Annotated in this window: 22 protein-coding genes; 4 read left to right on the top strand and 18 right to left on the bottom strand. The window is 61.1% G+C overall.

Features of this window, described 5'->3' with window-relative positions; all coding sequences use genetic code 11:
• Positions 1 to 109: 109 nt before the first annotated feature.
• The 13 genes from visR to PH562_RS20310 all read right to left on the bottom strand — a co-directional run bounded on the left by visR (position 110) and on the right by PH562_RS20310 (position 12,408).
• On the bottom strand, positions 110 to 856 hold the full coding sequence (visR, locus tag PH562_RS20250) for a transcriptional regulator VisR (protein ID WP_167078273.1): 747 nt from the start codon (positions 854 to 856) through the stop codon (positions 110 to 112).
• Between the two features lie 11 nt (positions 857 to 867).
• Entirely contained in the window at positions 868 to 1,605 is a 738-nt protein-coding gene (gene visN, locus PH562_RS20255) for a transcriptional regulator VisN (protein WP_113229327.1), read from the bottom strand.
• A gap of 522 nt (positions 1,606 to 2,127) precedes the next feature.
• The gene (fliF, locus tag PH562_RS20260) at positions 2,128 to 3,804 is read right to left on the bottom strand and encodes a flagellar basal-body MS-ring/collar protein FliF (RefSeq protein ID WP_285175304.1); all 1,677 of its coding nucleotides are present in this window, start codon (positions 3,802 to 3,804) and stop codon (positions 2,128 to 2,130) included.
• A 168-nt stretch (positions 3,805 to 3,972) separates the two neighbouring features.
• Positions 3,973 to 4,374, bottom strand: coding sequence for a chemotaxis protein CheT (cheT, locus tag PH562_RS20265; protein WP_285175305.1), 402 nt, complete (start codon positions 4,372 to 4,374; stop codon positions 3,973 to 3,975).
• Positions 4,375 to 4,390: 16 nt separating this feature from the next.
• Complete coding sequence (gene cheD, locus PH562_RS20270) at positions 4,391 to 4,945, bottom strand: chemoreceptor glutamine deamidase CheD (RefSeq protein WP_015338784.1); 555 nt, start codon at positions 4,943 to 4,945, stop codon at positions 4,391 to 4,393.
• A complete protein-coding gene (locus tag PH562_RS20275) occupies positions 4,942 to 5,331 on the bottom strand; it encodes a response regulator (protein WP_007695708.1) in 390 nt (129 codons plus the stop codon). Before PH562_RS20275 ends, cheD begins: the two co-directional genes overlap by 4 nt.
• The gene (gene cheB, locus PH562_RS20280) at positions 5,331 to 6,374 is read right to left on the bottom strand and encodes a protein-glutamate O-methylesterase CheB (protein ID WP_113229330.1); all 1,044 of its coding nucleotides are present in this window, start codon (positions 6,372 to 6,374) and stop codon (positions 5,331 to 5,333) included. Before cheB ends, PH562_RS20275 begins: the two co-directional genes overlap by 1 nt.
• Positions 6,371 to 7,279, bottom strand: a complete 909-nt coding sequence (gene cheR / locus PH562_RS20285) for a protein-glutamate O-methyltransferase CheR (protein WP_113229331.1) — start codon at positions 7,277 to 7,279, stop codon at positions 6,371 to 6,373. The genes cheB and cheR overlap by 4 nt, the downstream gene beginning before the upstream one ends.
• Positions 7,276 to 7,743, bottom strand: a complete 468-nt coding sequence (locus PH562_RS20290; RefSeq protein ID WP_285175322.1) for a chemotaxis protein CheW — start codon at positions 7,741 to 7,743, stop codon at positions 7,276 to 7,278. The genes cheR and PH562_RS20290 overlap by 4 nt, the downstream gene beginning before the upstream one ends.
• A 4-nt stretch (positions 7,744 to 7,747) precedes the next feature.
• The gene (locus PH562_RS20295) at positions 7,748 to 10,033 is read right to left on the bottom strand and encodes a chemotaxis protein CheA (RefSeq protein ID WP_285175328.1); all 2,286 of its coding nucleotides are present in this window, start codon (positions 10,031 to 10,033) and stop codon (positions 7,748 to 7,750) included.
• A gap of 16 nt (positions 10,034 to 10,049) precedes the next feature.
• The gene (cheY1, locus tag PH562_RS20300) at positions 10,050 to 10,415 is read right to left on the bottom strand and encodes a chemotaxis response regulator CheY1 (protein WP_004128526.1); all 366 of its coding nucleotides are present in this window, start codon (positions 10,413 to 10,415) and stop codon (positions 10,050 to 10,052) included.
• On the bottom strand, positions 10,412 to 10,708 hold the full coding sequence (locus tag PH562_RS20305) for an STAS domain-containing protein (RefSeq protein WP_069611290.1): 297 nt from the start codon (positions 10,706 to 10,708) through the stop codon (positions 10,412 to 10,414). Before PH562_RS20305 ends, cheY1 begins: the two co-directional genes overlap by 4 nt.
• Before the next feature lie 62 nt (positions 10,709 to 10,770).
• Positions 10,771 to 12,408, bottom strand: a complete 1,638-nt coding sequence (locus PH562_RS20310; RefSeq protein ID WP_285175449.1) for a globin-coupled sensor protein — start codon at positions 12,406 to 12,408, stop codon at positions 10,771 to 10,773.
• 719 nt (positions 12,409 to 13,127) lie between these two features.
• Here PH562_RS20310 and PH562_RS20315 point away from each other — a divergent pair.
• The 3 genes from PH562_RS20315 to secD all read left to right on the top strand — a co-directional run bounded on the left by PH562_RS20315 (position 13,128) and on the right by secD (position 17,858).
• Positions 13,128 to 14,648: an ArnT family glycosyltransferase gene (locus PH562_RS20315; RefSeq protein WP_285175333.1), complete on the top strand. Its 1,521-nt coding sequence runs from the start codon at positions 13,128 to 13,130 to the stop codon at positions 14,646 to 14,648.
• A gap of 138 nt (positions 14,649 to 14,786) precedes the next feature.
• On the top strand, positions 14,787 to 15,206 hold the full coding sequence (locus PH562_RS20320) for a hypothetical protein (protein WP_285175335.1): 420 nt from the start codon (positions 14,787 to 14,789) through the stop codon (positions 15,204 to 15,206).
• Between the two features lie 93 nt (positions 15,207 to 15,299).
• Positions 15,300 to 17,858, top strand: a complete 2,559-nt coding sequence (gene secD / locus PH562_RS20325; RefSeq protein WP_285175337.1) for a protein translocase subunit SecD — start codon at positions 15,300 to 15,302, stop codon at positions 17,856 to 17,858.
• 46 nt (positions 17,859 to 17,904) lie between these two features.
• Here secD and PH562_RS20330 read toward each other — a convergent pair whose 3' ends face one another.
• Complete coding sequence (locus tag PH562_RS20330; protein WP_285175340.1) at positions 17,905 to 18,780, bottom strand: SMP-30/gluconolactonase/LRE family protein; 876 nt, start codon at positions 18,778 to 18,780, stop codon at positions 17,905 to 17,907.
• A gap of 272 nt (positions 18,781 to 19,052) precedes the next feature.
• Here PH562_RS20330 and PH562_RS20335 point away from each other — a divergent pair, with 272 nt between their 5' ends.
• The gene (locus tag PH562_RS20335) at positions 19,053 to 21,119 is read left to right on the top strand and encodes an ATP-dependent helicase (protein ID WP_285175342.1); all 2,067 of its coding nucleotides are present in this window, start codon (positions 19,053 to 19,055) and stop codon (positions 21,117 to 21,119) included.
• 269 nt (positions 21,120 to 21,388) lie between these two features.
• Here the strand turns inward: PH562_RS20335 and mmsB are convergent, their stop codons facing one another.
• The 4 genes from mmsB to PH562_RS20355 all read right to left on the bottom strand — a co-directional run bounded on the left by mmsB (position 21,389) and on the right by PH562_RS20355 (position 26,129).
• The gene (gene mmsB / locus PH562_RS20340) at positions 21,389 to 22,270 is read right to left on the bottom strand and encodes a 3-hydroxyisobutyrate dehydrogenase (RefSeq protein ID WP_113229339.1); all 882 of its coding nucleotides are present in this window, start codon (positions 22,268 to 22,270) and stop codon (positions 21,389 to 21,391) included.
• Between the two features lie 22 nt (positions 22,271 to 22,292).
• Positions 22,293 to 23,351 carry an enoyl-CoA hydratase/isomerase family protein gene (locus PH562_RS20345; protein ID WP_285175343.1) on the bottom strand — a complete coding sequence of 353 codons (1,059 nt, stop codon included), beginning with the start codon at positions 23,349 to 23,351 and terminating at the stop codon, positions 22,293 to 22,295.
• Positions 23,352 to 23,390: 39 nt separating this feature from the next.
• Positions 23,391 to 24,986 carry a GMC family oxidoreductase gene (locus PH562_RS20350; protein ID WP_285175345.1) on the bottom strand — a complete coding sequence of 532 codons (1,596 nt, stop codon included), beginning with the start codon at positions 24,984 to 24,986 and terminating at the stop codon, positions 23,391 to 23,393.
• Positions 24,987 to 25,145: 159 nt separating this feature from the next.
• Positions 25,146 to 26,129, bottom strand: coding sequence for a branched-chain amino acid ABC transporter permease (locus PH562_RS20355; RefSeq protein ID WP_285175348.1), 984 nt, complete (start codon positions 26,127 to 26,129; stop codon positions 25,146 to 25,148).

Consider the following 26,129-nt stretch of genomic DNA (forward strand, 5'->3'; position numbering starts at 1 on the left):
GCGAGAGCGGCGTGCATCCGGCAGAAACCGGACCGCCGCTCTATTCGTTTGTTCGGTAACCTGTCGCAGGTGATTTCGTCTTGCTGCAATGCCCCGAGGCGCCGCTATCTCAGCTTATGTAGCCGAAGCGGATCGCCTTTGCGATGGCCTGGATGCGGTTGACGCTGTCGAGCTTGATCGTCGCCGATCCGAGATAGGCGTTGACCGTGTGCACCGACAATCCAAGCTTCTCGGCAATCTCCTCGCTGATACGCCCGTCGCCGGCAAGCTGCAGACAGGCGATTTCGCGCTCGCTCAGCGCTTCGGCGGCCTGTGAGCGGCGCTCATCCAGTGACAGGAGCTCCATCATGATCTGGCAGCTACGGCCGTGCAGCTCGACGATCATATCGCTCGAGAGATCCATGAACTTGGCCGTGAAGACGGTGTAGCCGTTACCGACGGCGCCCAGCCGCACGGGAAAGGCGGCACCGGCAAAAGGCAGGAGATGCGGCTTCAGGCGCTGCGTGAAGACGGCAAAATCCGGCGTCTCAGCCGTGCTGTCGCTATCGCGCCCGTTCCACATCAGCGGCAGCAGCGATTTGTCGATATGCTCGATCAGCGCTTCACCATAGGCCTCAACAAAGGATTTGCCGACGACGGAGTTGGCCGAGCCCCAATTATCGAGTTCGCACACCAGGCGCTGCTTGTGCGGCAGGCCGGAGCCGTGCAGGCGATAAACGGCGAAATGCTGCGCGTCTATCAGCTTTTGCATCGACACCAGCTTCGGGAACAGATCGGAGCGGCCGGAAATCCGCCCGGAACGGGTAAGCCGTGATTCGCCCGGCATATCCGTCGTCCTGTCTGGCTGATAGCGCATCCGGTCGGCCCTTAAACGAGATTGTTGCGCACTGCAAAGGCGATGGCCTCCGAGCGGGTCTTGGTGGCGGTCTTGCGCATGACGCTGGTGATATAGTTGTTGATGGTGTTGCGCGAGATCCCGAGGATCATCGCGATCTCATCGCTCGTCTTGCCTTCGGCGATCCAGAACAGGCATTCCAGCTCGCGCTCGGTCAGATCGAAATCACGCTCCAGCTTGCCCTCGAAGCAACGCGTGGAACTGGCGAGATAGCCGGCCAGGAGACCGACATCCCTCAACCGCTCAGGCAAAAGCACTGCCGCTTCGCTCGCCAGTAACAGCAGGGAGAAGCGAGTGCGACCGACATTGAACGTCAAGGCATGATATTGCCGGCCCACACCGTCCGGCAGCGAGACGTCATCGGGAAGCAGTGCCAGGCTCGGCTGAAACAGCGCCATGCACTTTTCCAGCTCGCCGATGCGGCCGTAACCACTCGTCAGTTCCGCCGCCAGACGCCGGACGAGATCGAAGGGCCAATCGGAGGAAATCACGAAGTCGAGGCCGCTTTCCTGGATGAGATCGGATCGGACCAGAAGATAATGGGAGGCGCCGGCATAGCTCGCCAAGGCGTGAAGGCCGGCTTGAAGATAGGCAGGACCTGAAACGGCATTCAGCTGCAGAATGAGCTGCTCGCGCGACATGGCTCCGGCGGACGCGATCGATCGCGCATCCCTATCGCCTTTGCTCATCTGCGATATCTGCATGTCCATACTTGCATTTCCTGCCGCTGTTGGACGATCGGTCGTCAACGAGAGCATTGTTCCGTCAGAACCCAATCCCTTTACCTCAAAGAACCGACAACGAATCTCGATGAGGCATCGAAGCCGGATCTTTCCCTACCGCGACACAACACTTTCCGGCGGCTTCGGGCGGATGGGCATCTCATCCCTGATTTCGACATCCGCGATCACACCGGCATGCATTGCCGCAAGCACGATCCACGAACCACAAGCTAATTTTTCCGCTCCGGAATCTACAAACTTAAAACATGTGAAACACGGAAAACGACGGCCGATTCGCTCGGAATACACGGTTATTACGCAATAGATATAGTATTTGTAAGTCGATTCTTCATACCCAGCAACCGTATATCAATTGAAATTCCATCTTACGAATACGTCAATTCGTCTGGCCGCGACTAATTGATCACAGGTGGCATCGACAATGATGCAAGTTCAAATGTCATCCACTGGATAGAAAAAAGGACCGAGAAAATTTCCCGGTCCTTTTTGTCAGGCGGCCTGGTCGACGGCCCATTTCCTGAGGATCTTTGCAGCGCGTTCTTCGCTGATCTCCACCATGCGGGACAGGCGGCGCTCCGGCCCTTCCTTGACGCGGCGGTTGAAGGTTCCGCCATCGTCGCCCATCGTCAGCAGGTCGTCGGTGCTGTCGAAGCCGAAGTCGGAGCCAAAGCCGTCCATCAGCGCGGCGCCGGGGCCGCCCACCGCCGGCGCGAAATCCGGTAGTTCCAGGCCCGCCGCTTCGGGAAGCGCAGTGCTGTTGGACGAGCCACCGAGCGAGCGGATCAGCGGACGGAAACCCATCCAAACGATCAGGAAGGCGACCGCGACGAAGGCCAGCGAGTTGATGATGCCGGCCATGTTGCGGCTCAGCATGTCGGTGATGCTGAAGCTGGAGGATGTGTCTTCAAGCAGCTGGTTGTCGAGGAAATCCATGGCATTGACGGTAACGATATCGCCACGGGCCGGATCCACGCCTGCTGCCGTTGCGACGATCTTCTGCATCTCCGCAATATAGGCGTCGATCTTGGCCTGATCGGCGCCCTGGCCGACCATTTGCGCGATGCGGCCCTTGTTGACCACCACGGCGACGGACAGCTTTTCGATCTTGTAGCTGGAGCGGGTCGTGGCCGTCGTCTTGCTGTTGATTTCGTAGTTGGTCTGCTCCTCGCGCTTGTCGGACTGATCGTTCGACGTCGGCGTGTTGCCGCCGGACTGCGGGGCCGCCTGCGGAATGTTCTGCTCCACGGTCGCGGCGCTGTCGGGCTGGCTCTGCTGCGACTTCTGAGCTTCCTTCACGGTACGGACGGATCGTTCGACCTTCGAGTCCGGATCGTATGTGGTTTCCTGCACCTGCTGGCTGTCGGTATTCAGCTGCGCCGTTACGCTGGAGCGGAAATTATCCATACCGAGGAAGGGCGCCAAGGCCTTGTCGATGTTGGATTCGACTTCGCTCTGCACGTTCTGCACGATGCCGAGATTGCGGCTGAGCGCTCCATTGCCGGGCTCGTCGCCCAATGCGAGCAACTGGCCTGTGGAATCGAGGATGGTCACGTCGTCGACCTCCAAGCCGGGAACGGCGGAAGCGACGAGGTGGCGAATAGCCGAAGCCGATTTGCGGGCAGCTTCCGCACTCGCGCGGATCATGACGGATGCCGTCGGCTTCTGATCCGCCTTCCGGAAGTTGCCGACATCCTGCATGACGATATGGACACGGGCAGCACTTATGCCGGCAATCGAGGTGATGGTGCGGCTGATTTCGCCCTCGAGAGCACGCACGCGGGTAACTTCCTGCATGAAGGAGGTCAGACCCAGCGAACCGACATTGTCGAAGAGCTCATAGCCGGCTTTGCCGCTCGTCGGCAGGCCGCGCTCGGCGAGAAGCGCGCGGGCCTTACCGGTCATGCCTGCCGGAACGGTCAGGCTGGAACCGTCCGTACCGACCTGGAAATTGATCTTGGCTTCTGCGAGCGCGATGCTGATCTGGTTGAGATCGGTCGCATCCAGGCCGACATATAGCGTTTCCTGTGCGGGCTTATTGACATAGAGGGCTGCAAAAAGGATCAGCAGCATGGACACCGCGCCCACGCCCCCCAGGATCATCAGCCGCGTTCTCCCGAGATTCTGAAGATTCCGAAGCAGAGGAACTAATTGATTTAACAGATTCATTCTGTTCTCGCACGATTCGTCAAAGACCTGATGGCTTTGTGCTATGCGGCAAAAATAGAAATCGAAACTTGTGCGAGCGTTTCGTCCGGCCAGAAAAGCCCAGGAAAAAACCGGGAAGATACGCCGGAGATTATATAAGAAAAACAGTATCTATTGCCGACGACGCGGTCAGAAGAAATCGAAATCGCCGGCAGCCTTTGCCATGGATTGGGCCATGGGCTGCGAATGAGTTTGAAAACCGCCGCCGCCGAGCGCCTTTTGCATCTCCGTCAGCTTGACCAGACTCAGCGCCGTCGCGAGATCCACCGTCCAACCCTCGGGCATGGTACCGGCAATGGTGTCGATGAATTCGGCGATGCCGCGCGTCTTCTGCACGGCAAGATCGATACCCTGCACCACCTTCATGGCCTCCGGCGAGGCCAGTATGTTGGCGTCGCTGATATCAAGCAGCTGGGGCTCGATGCGTTCGATCAGATAGGCGACGTCGTGTAATTCGGAAACGATGCGCAGGAGGATAGCCGGGAGCGTCTCCTCAATGGCGGCCGTCTCAACGCGCTGGAAGGGGGTCATGCGCTTGCCTCGTTGATCAGAAAAATTCGATCGTGTTGTCGACCGGCTTGGGAGCGACGACCGGACGCTGCTCCAGCGCAACGGTCTTCTGCGTCTCGGCGCCGGTCAGCGGATATTGCCTGGCCCTTCCGGAGATCGGCCAATATTCGATCTTGCGCCCGTGTTCGCCGCCCGTGCTGGAGCTGACGACCGGGATGCCTTCGTCTTTCAGAAATTGCATCGCAAAGATTGCGTTCTGCTCGCCGACATTGGAGAAAGTCGCGATCGTCTTGGCGCCGCCGAAAACTTTCGCCTCCAGCCGGTCACGCCTCGCGCCCTTCTTCAGAAGGCCGTTGATCAGAAGTTCCATCAGGTGCACGCCGTAACGCGTCGCATCGCCACCGCTCATCGGCGAGTTCGCCATCCCCGGAAGGAGGAAATGGTTCATGCCGCCAACGCCGGCGATGGGATCGCGCAGGCAAGCCGCCACGCAAGAGCCGAGAATGGTCGTCAGCACCACTTCGGGATCGCTGATGACCTTGTACTCGCCCTGAATAATATGCACGCGGCGGGCAGCACCCTCGACGATCATTTCAATGCTCCGAACACGGCCTCGATGGCCGCTTTCATCTTTTCGATGGTGAAGGGCTTGGCGAGAACGTTGTTGGCCCCGAGCTGCGCCGCCTTCTGGACCAGCGCACGGTCGCCCTGCGCCGTCAGAATGATGAAGGCCGCCTTCTTGGTCGCGGGGTTAGTGCGCACCGCCTGCAGGAGGCCGAGGCCATCCATCTTCGGCATGTTGAAATCGGAGATGACAAGATGATGCGGCTGCTGCTGCATGATCTTCATCCCTTGCTCGCCGTCGCCGGCGGCCGTGATCTGCTTGAAACCGAGCTGCGTCAGCGCATCGCTCAACAACAGGCGGCTGGTGACCTGATCGTCAACGATCAGAACTTTGATTTTCTCCGCTAGAGACATTATTCGCTCCCTTCCTTTCGGGCGGCTGTGGCTTTCAAAATTTCCTCGCCAATGGCGTTCAGCGGAAACTGCTGTTCGACTGCACCAAGCTCGTGGGCGACCCTCGGCATGCCGTAGACCACGCAGGTCTTCTCGTTCTGCCCGATGGTGCGCGCGCCGGCGTGGCGCATCTTGAGGAGACCGGCGGCGCCGTCGCGCCCCATACCGGTCAGGATCACACCGACGGCATTGCGGCCTGCCAGTTCGGCAACCGAATCAAAAAGCACGTCGACGGAAGGGCGATGGCCGTTCACCGGCCCGCCGTCTACCAGACGGCAATGGGGTGCTGCGGCATTGGCGACCCTAAGGTGCCTTTCGCCGCCGGGCGCCAGATAGATCTTGCCGATTTCCAGCCGCGCGCCATCTGTCGCCTCCTGGACGACCGGCGCGCAGAGGCGGTTCAGCCGCTCGGCGAAGCTGCGCGTAAAGGTCGGCGGCATATGCTGCGTGATAACGGTCGGCGGGCAATTGGCCGGGAACTTCTGCAAGACGTTGATCAGCGCCTCGACGCCGCCGGTGGAGGAACCGATGGCGACGATCTTGCGTCCCACGCGGAAGTCCGCGACGGCCGGCGGCGGCCCGCGCTGAGCGGTGGGCTTCACATACTGACGCTGGGAGCGAGCAGCCGCCTTTACCTTATCCGCCAGATCGCCGAAAGGATGCGGCTCGCCCGGCGAGGGCTTTCCGACGCAGTCGAATGCGCCGATTTCCAAGGCGGCAAGCGTCGCGTCGGCACCACGATGGGTCATGGTGGAGACCATGATGACCGGCATGGGCCTGAGCGTCATGATCTTTTCCAGGAATTCGAGGCCGTTCATGTTCGGCATCTCGATATCGAGGGTGACGACATCCGGATTGAGCGCCTTGATGGCGGCGCGCGCCTCGAGCGCATCGCCGGCCTGGCCGACGACGTCGACTTCCGGATCGGCGCGCAATACGGCCGTGATCAGGCCGCGCATGGTCGGGGAGTCATCGACGACGAGAACACGGGCAGCTGCGTTCATGGTTTCCTCCCCGCGTTCCTGCCGAGATAGCGATAGGTGGTGATGCCGATATTGTCGAAGACCTGCTTGGCCTCCCCGGCCACGCGTTCGGAGTGGCCGATATAGAGATGGCCGGCATCCTGGAGTTGGCCGGCGAAGCGCGTCCAGATTTTCGTCTGCGTCGGCTCGTCGAAATAGATAACGACGTTGCGGCAGAATATGACGTCGAACAGGCCCTTGAAGGGCCACTGCCCGAGCAGGTTCAGCTCGTTGAAGGTGATCAGCCGCTTGACGCGATCGTCGATCTGGAATTTGCGGCGACCCTGGACATTAACTTCCTGGAACCACTGCTTGCGCATGGCCGGAGAAACCGTTTCGAGCGAAGATTCATCATAGGCGCCGGCGCGGGCAAGCCCGAGGATCTTGGGGTCGATATCCGTCGCCAGGATCTTGAAATCGAAGTCAGCCACATTCGGCATCAAGGCAAGCACCGTCAGCGCGATCGAGTAAGGTTCCTGCCCGTCGGAGCAGGCGGCCGACCAGATGCGCACCCGGCCCCCAGCCTTGGCGCGTGCCAACAGGCCCGGCAGAACCTCGTCGCGCAGATGATCGAAATGATGATTTTCGCGGAAGAAGCGGGTGAAATTGGTCGTCAGATGCGACAGCATCTCGCGACGCGCCGCACTTCCAGCCGGCGAAGACACCAGCAGACAGTAGTCGCGGAAGCCGGCGAGGCCCAGCGCGCGGATATGCTTCGACAACCTTGAATAGACGAGCGACGCCTTGCTCTCATTGAGAGAAATTCCCGCATCCGCATAGATCATGGCGGCGATTTCCGAGAGGTCGCGCCGCGTCAGCGGATATTCGCCGCTCGCCAGCACCTCATCCGGAGACGCCTTGAAATCCATTGCTCCCATCACGCTCATGCAGCCTCGCTTTCGCTTTCAGGGAACAGGGCTTCCAGTTCGATCAGGCAGATCATGCGGCGGTCGATCGCCACGATGCCGCGGGCAAACTGCCGCTCGTGATCGGAGGAGACCTCCGGTGTCGGCTGGATGCTGTCGTCGGTGATGGTCAGAATGTCCGAAACCGCATCGACCAGGAGGCCGACCATCTTGCGCTTGACCTGCGCCACGATGATCACATGCCGTGCCGTCGGTTCCGCCCGCTTCATGCCGAGCCGGGCGGAAAGATCGATGATCGGCAGCACCGCGCCGCGCAAGTTGACGATCCCGAGCACGTAGCCCGGCGCGTGCGGCATGGCCGTTGCCGGGGTCCAGCCGCGGATTTCGCGAACCGACATGATGTTAACGCAGAATTCCTGATCGCCGATGCGGAAGGCGATCAGCTCGCGATTGCCCTGGCTCAGTTTCTTGTCGGCATAGGACATCAACTCACCCCACCGCCGCATAAGACATTTCGGGCTTCAACGACTGGCCACGCGAAGCGCCGACCACCGCATCGACGTCGAGGATCAGCGCCACGCGGCCATCGCCGAGGATGGTGGCGGCGGCAATGCCCGGGACATGCGTGTAGTTGGCCTCGAGGCTCTTGATGACGACCTGGCGCTGGCCCTGAATGGCATCGACCATGAGGGCGCGCTGACCGCCGCCTTCCGATTCCACCAGCAGCGCGACGCCTTCGACCGGATTGGCCTGCGTAGCACGGAAATTCAGGATGCGGCCGACATCGACCAGCGGGCAGAAGCTGTTGCGGATCGAGATCAGGCGGTGGTTCGCACCGAAAGAGTGGATGGCGGCAGCCTCGGGCTGCAGCGTCTCCACGATCGCTGTCAGCGGCACGACCAAGGTCTGGCCGGCAACCGTCACCACCATGCCATCGAGTACGGCAAGCGTCAGCGGCAGGCTCATGGTGAAGACGGAGCCCTGACCCGGTCTGGAGCTGATGTTGATGCGGCCGCCAAGCGCCTGAATCGAGCGCTTGACCACGTCCATGCCGACACCGCGGCCGGAAATGTCCGAGATCTTGTCGGCGGTCGAGAAGCCCGGCAGGAAGATCAGGTTATCGACTTCCTCGTCCGACAGATTGGCGTCGGCCGGGATCAGATCGTTGTCGATCGCCTTCTGGCGCACCTTCTCGCGGTTGATGCCGGCGCCATCGTCGGCAAGCTCGATCAGGATGCGGCCGGAGCGATGCTTTGCCGTCAGGCGAACCGTACCTTCCGGGTTCTTGCCGAGCGTCGCGCGCTTTTCCGGCGTTTCGATGCCGTGGTCGACGGCATTGCGGATCATATGCGTCAGCGGTTCGGCAAGCTTGTCGATGACCGTCTTGTCGACTTCGGTGTTCTCACCTTCAGTGATCAGGCGGATCGATTTGCCCGTCATATCGGCGATTTCGCGGACGATGCGCGACATGCGCTGGAAGACGGGCTTCACCGGCTGCGCACGGATCGCCATGACGCTGTCCTGGATCTCGCGGGTGAGCTGCTGCAGCTCTTCGAGACCCATGTTGATCGAAGACGCGCCGTTGTTGTCGTTCTCAATGACGCTCTGGGAGAGCATCGCCTGGTTGATGACAAGCTCGCCGACGAGGTTGATCAGGCGATCGACACGATCGAGATCGACACGGATGGTCTGGCCGGCGGCAGCAGCGGCAGCACTGTTCTGTGCGGCGGCCGCATTGGAAGCGGCAGCGGCGGCAAGGGCGGCCTCCTTCTTCTCGACGCGTGCGGCAGCCGAGGCCAGCTGTGTAACGTTGCTTGCGGTTTCCGCGGCGGCCACGGCGGCAGCGACATCGCTTTTCGGCGCCGGTGTCTCCTCTACGGTTTCGGCAGCCGGTGCGGCGCCGTCGTCGAGGATCGAAAGATCAAAGGGCACTGGTACCATCGGCAATTCTTCGCCGCTCGAAGACCCGCCGCTTCCGGCCAGCTGGACATCGAGATCGCAGTCCCATTCAGCGAATTCGAAGACGGTGCGAATGGCGTCTTCGCCCTTGTCCGTCTTGATCGAGATTGCCCATTTGAAATAGGCGCCTTCCGGATCGATGTCGGGAAGGCTCGGCAATGCATCCATATCGCAGAAGATGTTCATCTCGCCGAGCCGCGAGAGGTCGCGCAGCAACAGCGTCGCATCGTTGCCCTTGGCGTAGAGATCGGACCGCGGCCTGAAGCTGACTTCATATTCCGGCCTGGCATCAACGGCCAGCTCGTCGCTGCCGAAATCATCGTCGAAGCTGAAGGGGATGGGCTGGAATCCACTTTCATCCGTTGGCGCAGGCGCGGCGACGACGGGCTTCGGAGCAACATCGACAAGCACCGCGGCTGACGGCGTAGGAATATCGCCATTTGCCAAGGCTTCCAATTCCTTGACCAGGCCGCGGCTGCGGGCTTGGTCGACACTGCCGCCGTCGCGGGCGGCATTGGTGAGATCCGCCAGAACGTCGGCGGCCTTGAGCATGACCTTCAGAACTTCCTGAGTCGGCTCCAGCTTGTTGGATCGAACGCAATCGAGTGTGGTCTCGAAGACGTGAGCGAATGCGACCAGGTCGTCCAGACCGAAGGCACCTGCCCCACCCTTGATGGAATGAACGGCGCGGAATACGGCATTGACGGTTTCCGGGTCGCGGTCACCGTCATTCATTTTCAGGAGACCGGATTCCAGTTCGGCGAGCTGCTCTTCGCACTCCTGGAAGAAAATCTCTTTGATTTCGTTCATATCCATAAGGGGCGGATCCTGTTTAGGCGGTTACGCGCTCGATGGCATCGATCAGCTTGGCGGGATCGAACGGCTTGACGATCCAGCCGGTCGCACCGGCCTGGCGGGCACGGTTCTTCTTTTCCGCATCGCTTTCGGTCGTCAGAACGAGGATCGGAACGGCGCGGTATCTGTCGTTGCGGCGAACGCCCTCGATGAAGCCGAAGCCGTCAAGGCGCGGCATGTTGATATCCGTGACGATGACGTCGGGATTGGCTTCCTCCAGGATTTCCAGTCCCTCGACACCGTCTTCGGCCTGAATGGTCTCGAAACCCGCATTGTTGAGGGTGACGAGAAGCATGTTTCGAATGGTCCGGGAATCATCCACGGTCAGCACTTTTTTCTTCATTGCCGGATCTCCTTGGCAAGCAGATGGGAGATATCCACCCCGATCACCTGCATTGTTTTTTGAAATGCATCCGACACCTTGGAGAAGGTGAAGGAGAGCTTGTCCTCATCCCAGGTCTTGGCGGCGGCCATGATGACCTGCACGCACAAGGTCCCGATCCTTTCGACGCCGGACGCATCGATCGCGACATTGCTGCCGCGCAACCCCATCAGCGTGCCGCGAAGGGCAGAGGCCTCGTTGAGGTCCAGCACCGCGGCCAGACTGATTGTCTTTTCGCCTTTCCTGCTCGGCATCGCTTCATTCCTTGTTGTCTGACATCGAGCCGATCGGCCCACATGTGCATGAAACTGAAAAATCAAAAGGCATTGCGCTCAGCTCCCGATGCGGTCCTGCGAAGCGGGAAACCGAAATCGGTCATCTCGTCTTCATCCCGCGTGGTATTGAACTCATCACGAGCCGAAAGCTGTCGTTGCGGCGCGGACTTGACCGAAGCCGCATGGCGCCGCTCGCGTTCGATGCGGAACTCGCGAATGGTCCGGCCAAGTTCAACGACGACGGCATGGAGATGATCGGCGCCTTCCTCGGAGCGGCTTGCCTCGTTGCCGGCGGCTGCCGCACGCTCGCTGTAGCCGCCAATATCTGATGCCAGCGCCTTGAGGCCGGTGAGCTGTTCGTCGCTCGCCGCAGCAATTCCAGAAATGGCGTCGTTGATATCGGTCACCTGGCTGACGATGCTGCCGATCGCTTCCTGGGTGCGGCCAACCATCTGGACGCCCGCGTCCACCTGCGCCTTGGTGCCCGTCACCAGAACCTTGATCTCGCGTGCAGCATCGGCGGACCGCTGGGCAAGCGCGCGAACCTCCTGCGCGACGACGGCAAAGCCGCGGCCGCTATCACCGGCGCGGGCTGCCTCGATGCCGGCATTCAAGGCTAGAAGATTGGTCTGGAAAGCGATCTCATCGATGACGCCGATGATCTGGCCGATCTTTTCGGCTGACGTTTCGATATCGGCCATAGCGGAGATCGCCTGCCCGACGATCCTTCCGCTGTCTTCCGCCGCCACGCGGGTCGATGCCGTGACGCGCTCGGCCGAGCGGGTATTGGCCGCATTGCCGCGCACCTGTTCGGCCAATTCCGCGAGCTGCTTTGCGGAGGCCGCAAGTCCTCGCGACTGCTCGGACGATTTTTCAGCCAGGGATTTCGAGGCGCGGGAAATGGCGTCGCTCGTCGCTTCGGCCGCCTGTACACCACCGGACAGCGCCGAAAACTGCTGCTGGATGTCAGTGAGCGCCGCATTCAGGGCTTCCGCAACCTCGGCATAGTTTTCGGGACAATCCATCGGCAGCCGGGTCGTCAGATCGCGAACGGCAAGGCCGTTGGCGAGATCGGCAATATAGGCCGCTGCCTCGGCGCGATCGCCAGCCCGCTGTTCGGCCAGCGCCCGCTGGTGACCGACGCGCAATTCGTTGAAGCGTAGCGAAACGGCAATCTCGACATCGACCATGACGAGCCGCACGACCGATGTGACAAGTTCGCTCAGTTCACGGGCGCGACGCTTGGCTCCCGGAAGAATGGCGCGGCTTCCCATATCCTCGAGAAGGCCAGCAAGGAGATGCTCCAGCACCACGCCATGGCCCGCAACTTGCCAGCGCGGATCGAGCCCCATCTTGCTTTCGCTGTCGGAGAGAACCTTGACGCGCTCGGCATAGAGGCTGTCGAAGCGCGCATCCGTCAGCACATCCCAGTGCGAGGACTGCAAATCCTGGAGCCGTTCGAGCTGGCTTTCACTGGTGAAATTGCGAGCGGCATCCGGGAAGGTCTGGAAGCGGTGGAAAAGATCGCGCAGACCGGCTTTGAGATGCGCCTCTAGGATTGGCCGATGACGGCGCAAGGTTTCACATTGCCCGGCATCGAGACCAGCAAAACGCAAGCGGTCGCGAAGGCTGCCAGCCTGCGCCCTGCCTGCCTGATCTGACGGCGAATCCTGCGCCAAAATCGTCCCTGCCGAACTGCCGCGCATTCAAGCGCCGGCGAAACCGCTGATGATCCGCGCCAAGCGCAATGAGGAGGCGAGAAAAGGCAGGCGCTGCCGTCGATCAGCTGATCGAGGCACCGAAGCTCGCTCGTTCATCAAAGTCTGTTGCGGACCTGTTTGATGAAATGGATACCGGATCGGACCCGGTACGACGGGGCGGCTTCATGCCTGCTGAGAACGAGTCACAATTTTCCCATTCCGACGTTCAAGTTCAATATTTATGGTTAATTCCTTGCCCGAAGGTTAATGACGGAAGAAGGCGCGTCAGCTACTGACCTATACTAAATTAGCGATTACTTTCCGATATGGTTTATCTGCCCGGCAAAACACAGATCGCAAGTCACGAGCAAGCTTCATCCCTTACTATCCAGGGGATAGACAGTTTCGATGTCGCTACGGAGAGAGCAATGATTGTTCTTGGTTTGACCGCCTCGCTGATGGCCAGCCTGACGCTTTTGGCCTTCATGCTTCTGTCCCGCATCGAAGAGGCGCGCGGCAAAGCTACCCCACGCATCCTCTAGCAAGCTTTAACGAACGTCTGAGATCCAAAAATCGGACATATGGCACGTCGTGGCCACGATGCGAACGCTGCTGTTCTTACGGATGGCAGGGAGCTAGCTTTGGCCTCAATAGTTCCGTATTAAGCCTCACGATCAGGCACCGAGACCCATCTTTTAATGCTCGACACGACCCATTCCCGAACAAACGCCCAGAAACTTTCGCTGGCGCTCGCCCTCGCGATCATCTTCGGAGTGACGCTCTGGCGCGTGCTCATGTTGCTTCTCAACAGGACGGATCTCTTCGTCGACGAGGCGCAATACTGGTTCTGGGGTCAGAATCTCGATTTCGGCTATTATTCCAAGCCACCGATGATTGCCTGGGTCATCCGCTTCTTCAATGCGATCTCCGGCTCGGATTCGACCTTCTGGATCCGCATATCGGCGCCGCTCTTCCATCTCGCCACCGCCCTGATGCTGATGTGCACCACGCGGCGGCTGATCGACGACGAGACCGGACGCGAGATTGCGCCATGGGTCGGCGTCATCTTTATCACGCTGCCGGCTGCCTCGCTTTCGGCCGTTCTGGTATCGACCGACACAATCCAGATCCTGTTCGTGACCATCGCCATCTGGGCCTTTATCGGCCTGACCAGGCGCTCCTCGGTGCTGGAAGCCATCATCCTCGGCGCCAGCCTCGGTTGCGCCTTCCTGACGAAATATTCGGTGCTCTTCCTTCTGCCCGGCGTCGGCATTGCCATGCTGACCATGCGTTCGGCGCGGATCGCCTGGCGGGATGTGGCCATTGCCGCCATCGTCGGCGCCATCGTCGTTTCCCCCAATCTCTGGTGGAATCTTACCCATGATGCGGCGACCATAAAGCACACCGAAAACATCGCCCAATGGAGCAAGAGCGGCGGCGGCAATACCCTGCTGAAGCACATACTCAACGGGCTCAGCTTCTTCGGCGCCCAGTTCGGCGTGGTCGGGCCGGTCGTCTTCTATGCGCTTTTGTGGGCGACGTGGCGGCTGGTCCGTGGACAGAGCGACGACCGGGAAAAGCTGCTGTTCTGGCTGTCGGTGCCTGTCGTGGCGCTGATCACGCTGCAAGCCCTCCTCGCCAAGGCCTACGCCAACTGGGCCGTCTCGGCCTATGCCGCCGGCACCATTCTTGCCGTCTGGTTGCTCTATCGGCTGACGAAAAAGGGGCTGAGCACCTCGCTGATCATCGGCGCCGTCGTCGCCGTCGTGATCCCGGTACTGACGGTCTTCGCCTATGACATCAAGCTGCCGAACGGCGATCTCGTCATGAAGCGCTATGTCGGCCGCAGCGTCATCAGTGAGGAAATAGCCAATATCGCCGCGGAGGGGAAACTGACTGAAATCGTTGCCCAGGACCGCGATATTCTCGCCGATCTCTACTACACGCTGAAAGGCAAGCCGTTCCGCATCTATGCCCGTCCTTTCGGTGGCTTCCCCCACAACTATTATGAGCAGGATTTTTCCCTGCCGGCCAGCGTGACCGGTCCGGTCTTGTTCGTCGACAACGATCATATCGATTGCCCGGAAGGCCAGGCCGAGCTCCTGAAGAGTTGGTCGCCGCCCTATGGCGAGATGAAGGGCAAGACGCTCTATGCCTATCGCGTCCCGGCATCCTGCCTGGCGCCCAAACCGTCAGTAACGGGTGTGACGGAAAATTAAGAAATCGAACCGGGACTGTTGACCGGCTCGTGCAACTGCATCATGACAGGCGGTTACTAGGAAGACGCTAGGCGTCCTGTTATCATGGCCGAACCGCCGGAGTTCGCTCTGGCAAAGGAATGAAGGCATTTTGGACCGTTGAACCCGCTCGAATTCGGCGCCGCCGACAGCGAAGATAGAGACGACAGGACGCACCGCGCCGGAGCGCGCGTGATCGCCTCGTTGTTCGTCGCGTTCTTCGCCTATATCGGATTGGCGCTTGGCGGCGGCATCAATCTTGCCGCACGCGCCGATGCAGACGCGCTCTCCTCGGGCAAGGACACCCAGCCTCTCTATCTATCTCTGCGTGATCCGGTGCGCGGCATCGTCGTTGCCGATCGGCTAGTGACGCCGAAGGCCACATGGCACGACATAGGGCCTGCAACGCTTGGCTCCCTCCCTACCCTCGGATATCCGGCAACCTCGTGGCAATCGAACCGCCCGAACGATGCCGCACGGCTCGAATCCCTGGCGTTTCGCGCCTATCTCGCGCGTGCACCTCCTGGCGCGCTTGCCTAAGCGTTTGGCGCAGACGCGCTGCATTTCCAACACGACCTCAAGTCCGCCTGCGGCCAGACCGTCGGCATAAGCCTATTTTCAAGGATAATACCCATGCGTACCTCACCATGGCTCGTGGCACTCTATACGGTGATCATCGTCATTGGCTTTCTGATCGCCCTGCCGAACGCGCTGCCGCCGTCGGTTCTCAGCAAGATCCCATCCTGGCTGCCTCATAGCCAGGTATCCCTCGGCCTCGACCTTCGCGGCGGCTCCTATCTCGTTCTCGAAGTCGACGAGAAGGATTTGACGAACGGCCGGCTGCAATCGCTGCAGCAGGACGCACGCCGCGTGCTGCGCGACAAGAATATCCAGGTCCGCTCGGTCGTTCGCAACGGCGACCAGATCGTCGTGACGCTCAACGATGCCTCGCAGAGCGGTGATGCGGTGACGCAGCTGCAGACGCTGGCCAATACGATCACGTCGGGCCTCTCGGCCGGCCAGTCGGATCTCAGCATCAAGCCGAACGGCGCGACCATCGCAATGTCCTTCTCGCAGGCAGGCATTTCGGCCAACGTCGATTCCGCCGTCCAGCAGAGCCTTGAAGTCATCCGCAAGCGCGTCGACCAGGTGGGCGTCGCCGAGCCGACCATCCAGCGCGTTGGTCCGAACCGCGTTCTCGTCCAGTTACCGGGCGCACAGGATCCGTCGCATCTGCGCGAGCTTCTCGGCTCGACGGCGAAGATGTCCTTCCACCTGCTCGCCGATAACGTCGATCCGAACAATCCCGGCCCCGGCGTTACCATCATGAAGGACGAGCAGGGCAACAGCTATCCGGTTCTCGACCGCATCGAACTGTCTGGCGACCGCCTGACGGATGCCCGCGTCAGCTTCGATCCGAACACGCACGAGCCGCTCGTCACCTTCCGCTTCGACAGTGCCGGCGCCAACCGCTTTGCCGAAATCACCCGCGAAAATGTCGGCAAGCCCTTCGCCATCGTTCTCGACAACAAGGTTCTGAGCGCGCCGAACATCCGCGAGCCTATCACCGGCGGTTCGGGCCAGATCTCCGGCAACTTCACCGCCGACAGCGCCACTACGCTTGCCGCCTTGCTGCGCGCCGGCGCTTTGCCCGCCAAGCTCACCGTCATCGAAGAGCGCACCGTCGGCGCCGACCTCGGCAGCGACGCCATCCAGAAGGGCATCTATAGCGGCCTGGTCGGCTTCGTCCTGGTTGCCGCCTTCATCTTCGTGCTCTACGGCGCCTGGGGAATTCTCGCGAACGTTGCCCTGCTCATCCACACGGTCCTGACCTTCTCGGCCCTGACGCTTGTCGGCGCCACGCTGACGCTGCCCGGCATCGCCGGCGTCGTCCTCGGCATCGGCCTTGCGGTTGATGCCAACGTTCTCATCAACGAGCGCATCCGCGAAGAGACCCGCAAGGGCCGCGGCGCCTTCGCCGCCATCGATAACGGCTTCAGGAAGGCTTATTCGACGATCATCGACGGCAACATGACGGCCCTGATCGCCGCCGCCATCCTGTTCTACTTCGGCTCCGGCCCGGTTCGCGGCTTTGCCGTGACTATGGGTCTCGGCCTCATCATCTCGATGTTCACCTCCGTCGCCTTCGTGCGCGTCGTGATGATCGCCATTACCCGCCGCCGCAAGCTGAAGGTGATCAACATCAGGCCGCTGATCCCCTTCAGCCCCTATGACAAGCATATCCAGTTCATGAAGGCCCGCTTCTTCGGCATCACCGTCTCGGCGATCCTGTCGATCGCCTCGGTGGTCCTGTTCATCCATCCGGGGCTCAACTACGGCGTCGATTTCCGCGGCGGCATCCAGATGTCGGTCAAGACCAAGGACGCGGCCGATCTGTCTACGTTCCGCGAGGGCCTGAACACGCTCGGTCTCGGCGAAATCGCACTGCAGTCCTTCGGCGACAACAACAGCCTCCTTGTCCGCGCCCAGCGCCAGGACGGCGGCGAAGAGGCGCAGACAGCCGCGGTGACCAAGCTCAAGGCGGAAATCATCAAGATCGATCCAAGCGCGACCATCGAAGGCACCGATGTCATCGGTCCGAAGGTCTCGGGCGAGCTTGCCTGGGCCGGCATCCTGTCGGTCGTGATCGCCAGCCTGGCGATGCTCGTCTACATCTGGGTGCGGTTCGAATGGCCGTTCGCGGTCGGCGCCATCGTCACGCTGGTGCTCGACGTCACCAAGGCAATCGGCTTCTTCGCGATCACCGGCCTCGATTTCAACCTGACGGCCATCGCCGCGATCCTGACGCTTGTGGGATATTCGGTGAACGACAAGGTCGTGGTCTATGACCGCATGCGTGAAAACATGCGGCTCTACAAGTCGATGCCGCTGCGAGATATCATCGACAAGTCGATCAACGAGACCCTGGCGCGAAGCCTCTACACCAACGCCACCGCCTTCCTGGCGCTGGTGCCGATGGCGATCTGGGGCGGCAGCGCCGTCTCCAGCTTCGCGATCCCGATGGTGTTCGGTATCCTCGTTGCAGGCGCCTCGTCGGTCTTCATTGCCGCACCGATCCTGCTGTTCCTCGGCGACTGGCGTCGCCGTCATGCCAAGCCGGTCGCCAATGACACGGCACCGGCAGACGGCAAGTCCGGCAAGGACAACAAGCAGATTCCTGCTGCGGAATAAGCAAAAAAGGGACATGCCCGGCTTTCGGGCATGTCCGCCGGCCGCGTTACGAGATCGACGGGATATGCAAAGGCAAGCCCGGACGCGGCGCCGTAATCTTTTCCACGACACCGTTTTCCTGCTCACTGACGAGCAGATGTTTGCGGTCGACGGTAAAGGCTATATTGGCTGGCCGTGTGCCGTCCGTGCGGATATGGCCGGCCATTTTTCCCTCCGCGTCCACCATGGAAATTTCACCCAGACCGTACATGGCGCAATAAAGCATGCCGCTGCGATCAAAGGCGAGGCCCGCTGGCCCGCGCAGCGCATTGACGGCGGGTGATGTCATCGACTGGACAAACATTTCCTGCCTGCCGCCAACGACCTGCCGATAAATTTTTCCGGTCAACGTTTCACTATAATAGAGCAATCCATCGGCACCGAAGGCAATGCCGCTCGCAAAGAGCAGGCCGGCTGCCAAGACCCGGATAACCCGGCCCTCGGCCGGATCGATCTGATAGACGCAGCCATTATAAGCCGCCTTGAAGAAATCGGGATGGATGTGGCCGCCTTCGAGAAGATTGGCAAGGCGGATGCCAGAATCGGTCATGTAAAGCAGGCCGTCAGGTCCGAAGGCGAGTGCATTCGGATGGAGGAATGGACCATCCGCGCTACCCTCGATGACTTGCAGGACGCGGCCTTGCGCCGATAATCTCACAAGGGAATTTTCCGGGCCGTTGGCTACCCAGAAACATCCGTCACCATCGACCGCAACCCCCATCGGCCGGCCGCCGACCCGGCAAAGTTCCTGCGGTACGCCGCTTGCGTCGAAAAGTTTCAGACTGCGGCGACTGGCATCCATTTCCACGACCGCAAGGCGGCCGCCCGGCAAAGCCACGAGGCCGCTAGGCAGACGCAGCCCGGTGGCAATCGTTTCGTTCATGTTTTGAAACCTTCATTCTACGCATTACGAAGCCCCAAAAACTCAAAATACTGCGCCGTAAAGATACATAAGCACGAAGCAGTTTCTTTTCGAGCCAAACGAGTGCAAATCCCTGCAAGATTCTTGCGCCCGAGGTCACATCCGCGTGCAGGCCCTGCTATCTTGACAGGCTTTGGCGATTCGGAACATCCATAGAACGTCCCTATATTTTCGCGCTTGCGATTCGCCGCATGTCGCGCTCCGCCTGCCGCCGGAGGTACTCAGGAGAGTTGATGACCGCCGCCTATCTGGAAAAGCTGAACCCGGAGCAACGGCTGGCGGTGGAACATGGCACGAGCGGTGACGGCCATATTGCCGGCCCGTTGCTCGTCATTGCCGGGGCCGGCTCCGGCAAGACGAATACACTCGCCCATCGCGTCGCGCATCTGATCGTGAGAGGTGCGGACCCGCGCCGCATCCTGTTGATGACCTTCTCGCGCCGCGCTGCCGCCGAGATGGGCCGCCGCGTCGAGCGGATCTGCCGCGAGGTGCTGGGTGCGAATGCCGGCATTAACGCCGACGCGCTTGCCTGGAGCGGCACGTTCCACGGCATCGGCGCACGCCTGCTGCGGGACTATGCAGAGCAGATCGGCATCGACCCGGCCTTCACGATCCACGACCGGGAAGACAGCGCTGACCTGATGAACCTTGCGCGCCATGACCTCGGCTTTTCCAAGACCGAAAACCGCTTCCCGACCAAGGCGACGTGTCTTGCCATCTATTCGCGCTCGGTCAATGCAGAAGCGCCGCTCGACGGTGTGCTGCGCGATTTTTTCCCTTGGTGCGCCATGTGGGAGCAGCAGTTGCGCGATCTCTTCGCCTCCTATGTCGAGGCAAAGCAGGTGCAGAACGTGCTCGATTACGACGACCTGCTGCTCTACTGGGCGCATATGCTTCAGGAGCCGCTGATTGCCGAGGATATCGGCAGTCGCTTCGATCATGTGCTTGTCGACGAATATCAGGATACCAACCGGCTGCAGTCCTCCATCCTGCTGGCGCTCAAACCCGATGGCCGGGGATTGACGGTCGTCGGCGACGATGCGCAGTCGATCTACTCCTTCCGTGCCGCGACCGTACGCAATATTCTCGATTTCCCCAAGGCTTTCACGCCCTCTGCCGATATCGTAACACTCGATCGCAATTACCGCTCGACGCAGCCGATCCTCGCCGCCGCCAATGCCGTGATCGATCTCGCCTCGGAACGCTTCACCAAGAACTTGCGTACCGAGCGGCAAAGCGCAGAGCGGCCGCGGCTGGTGACGGTGCGGGACGAAGCCGACCAAGCGCGCTACATCGCCGATCAGATACTGGAAAATCGCGAGGGCGGCACACGGCTCAAGCAGCAGGCGGTGCTCTTCCGTACCTCGAGCCATAGCGGCCCGCTGGAAGTGGAACTCACCCGGCGCAACATTCCCTTCGTCAAGTTCGGCGGACTGAAATTCCTCGACAGCGCCCATGTCAAGGACATGCTGGCGGCGCTGCGCTTCGCGCAAAACCCGCGCGACCGTGTGGCAGGCTTCCGCCTGATGCAGCTCCTGCCAGGTATCGGTCCCTCCACGGCGCAGCGCGTGCTCGACCAGATCGGCGAAGAGGCAAGCCCGATCACGGCACTCACCGAACTGCCACCGCCACCGCGCACCGGAGAGGACTGGACCGCCTTTGTCGAGACCATGCGGGAGGTGAAGAGCGGCAAGGCCGGCTGGCCGGCGGAAATCGGCTTGGTTCGCCAATGGTATGAGCCTCATCTGGAGCGCACGCATGAGGATGCCGCGACCCGTCAGGCGGATCTCGTCCAACTCGAACAGATCGCCGTCGGTTACGGCTCGCGCGAGCGTTTCCTCACCGAGCTGACGCTCGATCCACCAGATGCCACCAGCGATCAGGCCGGCGTGCCGCTGCTCGACGAGGACTATCTGATCCTGTCGACCATTCATTCCGCCAAGGGGCAGGAATGGACGAAGGTCTTCATCCTCAACGCCGTCGACGGCTGCATCCCCGCCGATCTCGCCGTCGGATCGTCTGCCGAGATCGAGGAGGAACGGCGGCTGCTCTATGTCGCGATGACGCGGGCGAAGGACAATCTCGACCTCGTCATTCCACAGCGCTTCTTTGTGCATGGCCAGCATGCGCAGGGTGATAAGCATGTCTTTGCCTCGCGCACCCGCTTCATTCCAGCAACCTTGCTGCAGTTTTTCGAGGTCTGCGGCTGGCCGCAGGCGCGTGCCGAAAGCGCTGCCGCCGTCCGGGCGCGGGAGGTACGCGTCGATGTGGGCGCGCGGATGCGGGGCATGTGGCGATGAGTTGCAGCAATTGAGGTCGGCAGGTCAGGCATGTTTGTTGATGCCGCCTCCGCAAGTTCCTTCTCCCCTCGGGGAGAAGGTGGCCCGAAGGGTCGGATGAGGGCGTAACGGATTTGAATACGCGGGCTTTCGTGCTCTTGGCGGCCCCCTCATCCGCCTGTCGGCACCTCTCCCCGAGGGGAGAAGGGGTGCGCGGCAACGACCTCATTTCATATGCGATTCCGGCCGGGGTGAGGGGCAGCCTGCCCCGTCTGATCCTCCAGCCATCCTCACTTCGCCTCGCGAAACATCTCGATGATCGCGGAAAAATCGCGGCCGCCATTGCCGAGCTTTTCGAAGAGCGCATAGAGCTGTGCCGCTTCCGCGCCCAGAGGCGTCGACGCGCCGCTGGAGAGCGCCGCTTCCTGCGACAGGCGTAGATCCTTGAGCATCAAAGCGGCTGCAAAGCCAGGCTTGTAATCATTATTAGCAGGCGATGTCGGCACGGGGCCGGGCACGGGGCAATAGGTATTGATCGACCAGCATTGGCCTGACGACGTGGAGGCGACATCGAACAGGGCTTGATGAGAGAGGCCAAGCTTTTCGCCGAGCACGAAGGCTTCGCAGACGCCGATCATGGAAATGCCGAGGATCATGTTGTTGCAGATCTTTGCCGCCTGGCCGGCGCCGGCATCACCGCAATGGACGATCTTCTTGCCCATGACTTCAAGCAGCTGTTTGGCGGCCGCAAAGCTTTCCGTCGAGCCGCCGGCCATGAAGGTCAGTGTCCCGGCCGCAGCACCGCCCGTGCCGCCGGACACTGGGGCATCGAGCGAAAGGCAACCGGCATCGCTTGCCATCGCATGCGCCTTGCGGGCGCTATCGACATCGATGGTGGAACTGTCGATCAGCAGAGTTCCCTTCGGCACGGAGCGCAGTACGTCGGTCCAGACGGTCAGGACATGCTGCCCCTTCGGCAGCATGGTCACGACCACTTCGGCATCAGCCAGGGCCTCTGTCAGCACGTTGGCGGGCTTCACGCCAGAAGCTTCGGCTGCCTTCAGCACGTCATGCGAAAGATCGAATCCAGTGACGGCGTGGCCGGCCTTGACGAGATTGGCGGCCATCGGCCCTCCCATATTGCCGAGGCCGATGAATGCGATCCGTGTCATGATGTTTTCCTCCCATGATCGGTTATCTTGTGAAAAGTGGTGGCTGCACCGGTATGAAGAAACGGTCGATGGCATCCGCCGTTACTTCGGAAAGGCTCGCCGGAGACCATTTCGGATTGCGATCCTTGTCGATGACGGCAGCGCGCACGCCCTCGTAGAAATCATGATTATACAATATGCCCTTACAGGCGCCGAGTTCACGATTGAGGCATTCGGCCAAATCGGCGCTCGTTCGCCCTGCCCTGAGCAGCCGCAAGGTCAGCTTCAGGCTGGTCGGCGAGCGGCTGGCGATCACGCCAGCGGCTTCAGTGGCAAATTCTCCCGGTTCATCGGCCAAAGCCTTGAGAATTTCCTCCACCGTGTCTGCCGAAAACGCCCGATCGATCACCTGTCGATTTGCCGCAAGCCGGCTTTCGCCGGCATCTACAGCCATCGTCCGGATGAGGGCGTGCACGTCTGCGGCAGAGGCGGCAGCGGGCAGCGCTACGATCGCATCCACGAGAGCCGGCAATGCGGAGGACGCGACACGATGATCGGCAAAACCGGCGTGGATAACATCGGCTGCCCCGACGGTCTGTCCGGTCAGACCCATCCAAGTGCCGGCTTCGCCCGGCGCCCGCGGCAGCAGCCAGGTGGCGCCGACATCCGGGAAATAGCCGATGCCGGTTTCGGGCATGGCAAGGCGCGTGCGCTCGGTGACGACGCGATGGCTGCCATGGGCCGAAAGGCCGACGCCGCCGCCCATGGTGATGCCGTCCATCAACACGACATAGGGTTTGGGATAGCGCGAGATGGCATGGTTGAGCAGAAACTCCTCGCGCCAGAAGGTTTCCGCTTCATCGGTGCCCTCCTTGCCGCTCTGGTGCAGCAGGCGGATATCGCCGCCTGCGCAGAAGCCACGTTCCCCTTCGCCCAGGACGATGACGCTGGCGATTGCGGGATCTGCGGCGAAATCCTCCAGGGCCGGCGCAATGACCCGCACCATCGGCAATGTCAGGCTGTTCAGCGCCTTCGGGCGGTTAAGCTTGATAATGCCGGCCGATCCGCGCCGCTCGATGATGACTTCATCCGTGCTATCCATGCAAATCTCCCGTCCTTACCGTGACCGATCCTCAAAAATTCATCTGTTATCGGCAAGGATCATTTCGGCCGCCTTCTCGGCGATCATGATGGTTGGTGAATTGGTGTTGCCCGATGTGATCGACGGCATGACGGAGGCGTCGGCGATACGCAGCCTTGCCAATGCTCTGAGCCGCAAGCGGGGGTCGACAACGCTTTGCCCGTCGCCGCCCATGCGGCATGTGCCAACCGGATGGAAAATCGTCGTGCCGATATCGCCAGCGGCGCGCTCCAGATCGGCATCCGTCTCGTAGTCCGGTCCGGGCTTGAACTCCTCCGGGCGGAACCGGGCGAATGAGGGCTGCGCGACGATCCGCCGCGTCAGGCGAATGGAGCGCGCGGCGATCTCCCGGTCACGGGCTGCGGAAAGATAGTTGGGGCTGATGGCTGGCTGCAGGGCGAAATCGGGGCTGCGCACATGCACCGAGCCGCGGCTTTCAGGCCGAAGATTGCAGACACTCGCGGTAATCGCCGGAAAGGGGTGGACGGGATCGCCGAACTTGTCGAGCGAGACCGGCTGCACATGATATTGCAGATCCGGCGTTTCCTTGTCCGGTCCGGAGCGGGTGAAGATGCCGAGCTGGCTCGGCGCCATCGCCATAGGGCCTGAACGGCGAACCAGATATTCGAGGCCGATCGCCGCTTTGCCGATCAGCTTCGTCGCCTTCTCGTTCAAGGTGGGCACGCCGGTCACCTTGTAGGCAAGACGAAGCTGCAGATGATCCTGCAGATTTTCGCCGACGGACCGAACCTCGCGCAGGACCTCGATGCCGGCTTTACTTAACACTTCGCCGCGGCCGATGCCTGACAGCTCGAGAATGTGCGGCGAGCCGATGGAGCCGGCAGAGAGCACCGTTTCCTTGGTGGCATAGGCGCGCTTTGCCACGCCGTCGTGCTGGAATTCGACACCGGTCACGGCATCGCCCTCGACGATCAGGCGGCGGACCTGCGCCTTGGTATAGACGGTAAGATTGCTGCGCTTCATCGCCGGGCGCAGGAAGGCTTTCGTCGTGTTCCAGCGGATGCCGGAGCGCTGGTTGACGTCGAAATAGCCGGAACCTTCATTGTTGCCACGGTTGAAATCCGCCGTCTCGGGGATGCCGGCCTCCTTGGCGGCTGCCTGGAAGGCATCGAGCACAGCCCAGCGCACGCGGGCCTTCTCGACCCGCCACTCGCCGCCGGCGCCATGCATCTCGTCCTTGCCGCGATAATGATCCTCGGACTTGATGAAGTAGGGCAGCACGTCATCCCAGCCCCAGCCGGCGCAGCCGAGCTGGCGCCAGAGATCGTAATCGCGGGCCTGGCCGCGCATGTAGATCATGCCGTTGATGGAGGAGCAGCCGCCGAGCACCTTGCCGCGCGGATAATTCAGCGACCGGCCATTCAGCCCCGCTTCCGGCGAGGTGGTGAAGCACCAGTCCGTGCGGGGGTTGTTGATGCAATAGAGATAACCGACCGGGATATGAATCCAATGGTAATTGTCGTTGCCGCCGGCTTCCAGCAGCAGCACCCTATTGTTGCGGTCGGCCGAGAGCCGGTTGGCCAGTACGCATCCGGCACTGCCGGCCCCGATGATGATGTAGTCGAAGCGATCCATGTCCAAACTCAGTAGTTCCTTCTCCCCGCCTGCGGGGAGAGGGCTAGGGTGAGGGGCGGGAAGGCTCGGCAAATTCCGAAGTCGCTGGAATAGCGCGGGCCCCTCATCCGCCCTTCGGGCACCTTCTCCCCGCCTGCGGGGAGAAGGAAACTCAAATCGCTAGCGCCGATACTCAAACCCCAGCTTCCGTCCCAGCCGCGAGGCATAGAATTCGCCGACGATGCCGCGGCGGAAAAGCAGGACGCAAACCATGAAGACGATGCCGGTGATGATGGTGACGGGGAATTCCGAAGTCGCCAGATAGTTTTCCAGCGTCGCCACGAAACCCGCGCCGAAAAGCGGGCCGATCAGTGTGCCGATGCCGCCGAGGAGCGTCATGAGAATGACTTCGCCGGACATCTGCCAGGCGACATCTGTCAGCGTCGCAAACTGGAAGACCAGTGCTTTGACTGCTCCGGCAAGCCCCGCCAGTGCGGCCGACATGACGAAGGCGCCAAACTTGTAACGCGCGACGGAATAGCCGAGCGAGATCGCCCGCTGTTCGTTTTCCCTGATCGATTTCAGAATCATGCCGAAGGGCGAATTGATGAAACGCCAGATGATCAGCACGCCGATCAGAAACACCGCGAGGATGAAATAATACATGTTCAAGGAGTTGCTGAGGTCGAGGACGCCGAAGAGATAACCGCGCGGCACCGACTGAATGCCATCCTCGCCATGGGTAAATGCCGCCTGCAGGCAGAAGAAATAGAACATGTAGGAGAGCGCCAGCGTGATCATGGCGAAATAGATGCCCTGTCTACGGATGGCGACGAAACCCATGACGAGGCCGAGCAGCGAGGCGCCGGCGACGCCGATCAGGATGCCGAGTTCGGGTGGAAGCCCCCATTCCTTCACCGCATGGGCGGTGAAATAGGCCGCACCGCCGAAGAAGGTGGCATGGCCGAAGGAGAGCAGGCCGGCATAGCCGAGCAATAGATTGAAGGCGCAGGCAAACAGCGCGAAGCACAGCACCTTCATGACGAAGATCGGGTAGATGAAGAACGGCGCCCAGATCAGGCCGACAAGGCCGAGGATCAGCAACAGCTTCTGCACGGAAAGTTTTGGACGCTCCTTGGAGCCCAAGCTGATTAATCCAGCCAT

The sequence above is a fragment of the Rhizobium centroccidentale genome (genome assembly GCF_030182565.1).
Taxonomy (GTDB): Bacteria; Pseudomonadota; Alphaproteobacteria; order Rhizobiales; family Rhizobiaceae; genus Rhizobium.

Coding starts and splice junctions, on each gene's coding strand:
- visR (WP_167078273.1), bottom strand. CDS start 856: ATGCGCTATCAGCCAGACAGGACGACGGATATGCCGGGCGAATCACGG.
- visN (WP_113229327.1), bottom strand. CDS start 1,605: ATGGACATGCAGATATCGCAGATGAGCAAAGGCGATAGGGATGCGCGA.
- fliF (WP_285175304.1), bottom strand. CDS start 3,804: ATGAATCTGTTAAATCAATTAGTTCCTCTGCTTCGGAATCTTCAGAAT.
- cheT (WP_285175305.1), bottom strand. CDS start 4,374: ATGACCCCCTTCCAGCGCGTTGAGACGGCCGCCATTGAGGAGACGCTC.
- cheD (WP_015338784.1), bottom strand. CDS start 4,945: ATGATCGTCGAGGGTGCTGCCCGCCGCGTGCATATTATTCAGGGCGAG.
- PH562_RS20275 (WP_007695708.1), bottom strand. CDS start 5,331: ATGTCTCTAGCGGAGAAAATCAAAGTTCTGATCGTTGACGATCAGGTC.
- cheB (WP_113229330.1), bottom strand. CDS start 6,374: ATGAACGCAGCTGCCCGTGTTCTCGTCGTCGATGACTCCCCGACCATG.
- cheR (WP_113229331.1), bottom strand. CDS start 7,279: ATGAGCGTGATGGGAGCAATGGATTTCAAGGCGTCTCCGGATGAGGTG.
- PH562_RS20290 (WP_285175322.1), bottom strand. CDS start 7,743: ATGTCCTATGCCGACAAGAAACTGAGCCAGGGCAATCGCGAGCTGATC.
- PH562_RS20295 (WP_285175328.1), bottom strand. CDS start 10,033: ATGGATATGAACGAAATCAAAGAGATTTTCTTCCAGGAGTGCGAAGAG.
- cheY1 (WP_004128526.1), bottom strand. CDS start 10,415: ATGAAGAAAAAAGTGCTGACCGTGGATGATTCCCGGACCATTCGAAAC.
- PH562_RS20305 (WP_069611290.1), bottom strand. CDS start 10,708: ATGCCGAGCAGGAAAGGCGAAAAGACAATCAGTCTGGCCGCGGTGCTG.
- PH562_RS20315 (WP_285175333.1), top strand. CDS start 13,128: ATGCTCGACACGACCCATTCCCGAACAAACGCCCAGAAACTTTCGCTG.
- secD (WP_285175337.1), top strand. CDS start 15,300: ATGCGTACCTCACCATGGCTCGTGGCACTCTATACGGTGATCATCGTC.
- PH562_RS20330 (WP_285175340.1), bottom strand. CDS start 18,780: ATGAACGAAACGATTGCCACCGGGCTGCGTCTGCCTAGCGGCCTCGTG.
- PH562_RS20335 (WP_285175342.1), top strand. CDS start 19,053: ATGACCGCCGCCTATCTGGAAAAGCTGAACCCGGAGCAACGGCTGGCG.
- mmsB (WP_113229339.1), bottom strand. CDS start 22,270: ATGACACGGATCGCATTCATCGGCCTCGGCAATATGGGAGGGCCGATG.
- PH562_RS20345 (WP_285175343.1), bottom strand. CDS start 23,351: ATGGATAGCACGGATGAAGTCATCATCGAGCGGCGCGGATCGGCCGGC.
- PH562_RS20350 (WP_285175345.1), bottom strand. CDS start 24,986: ATGGATCGCTTCGACTACATCATCATCGGGGCCGGCAGTGCCGGATGC.
- PH562_RS20355 (WP_285175348.1), bottom strand. CDS start 26,129: ATGGCTGGATTAATCAGCTTGGGCTCCAAGGAGCGTCCAAAACTTTCC.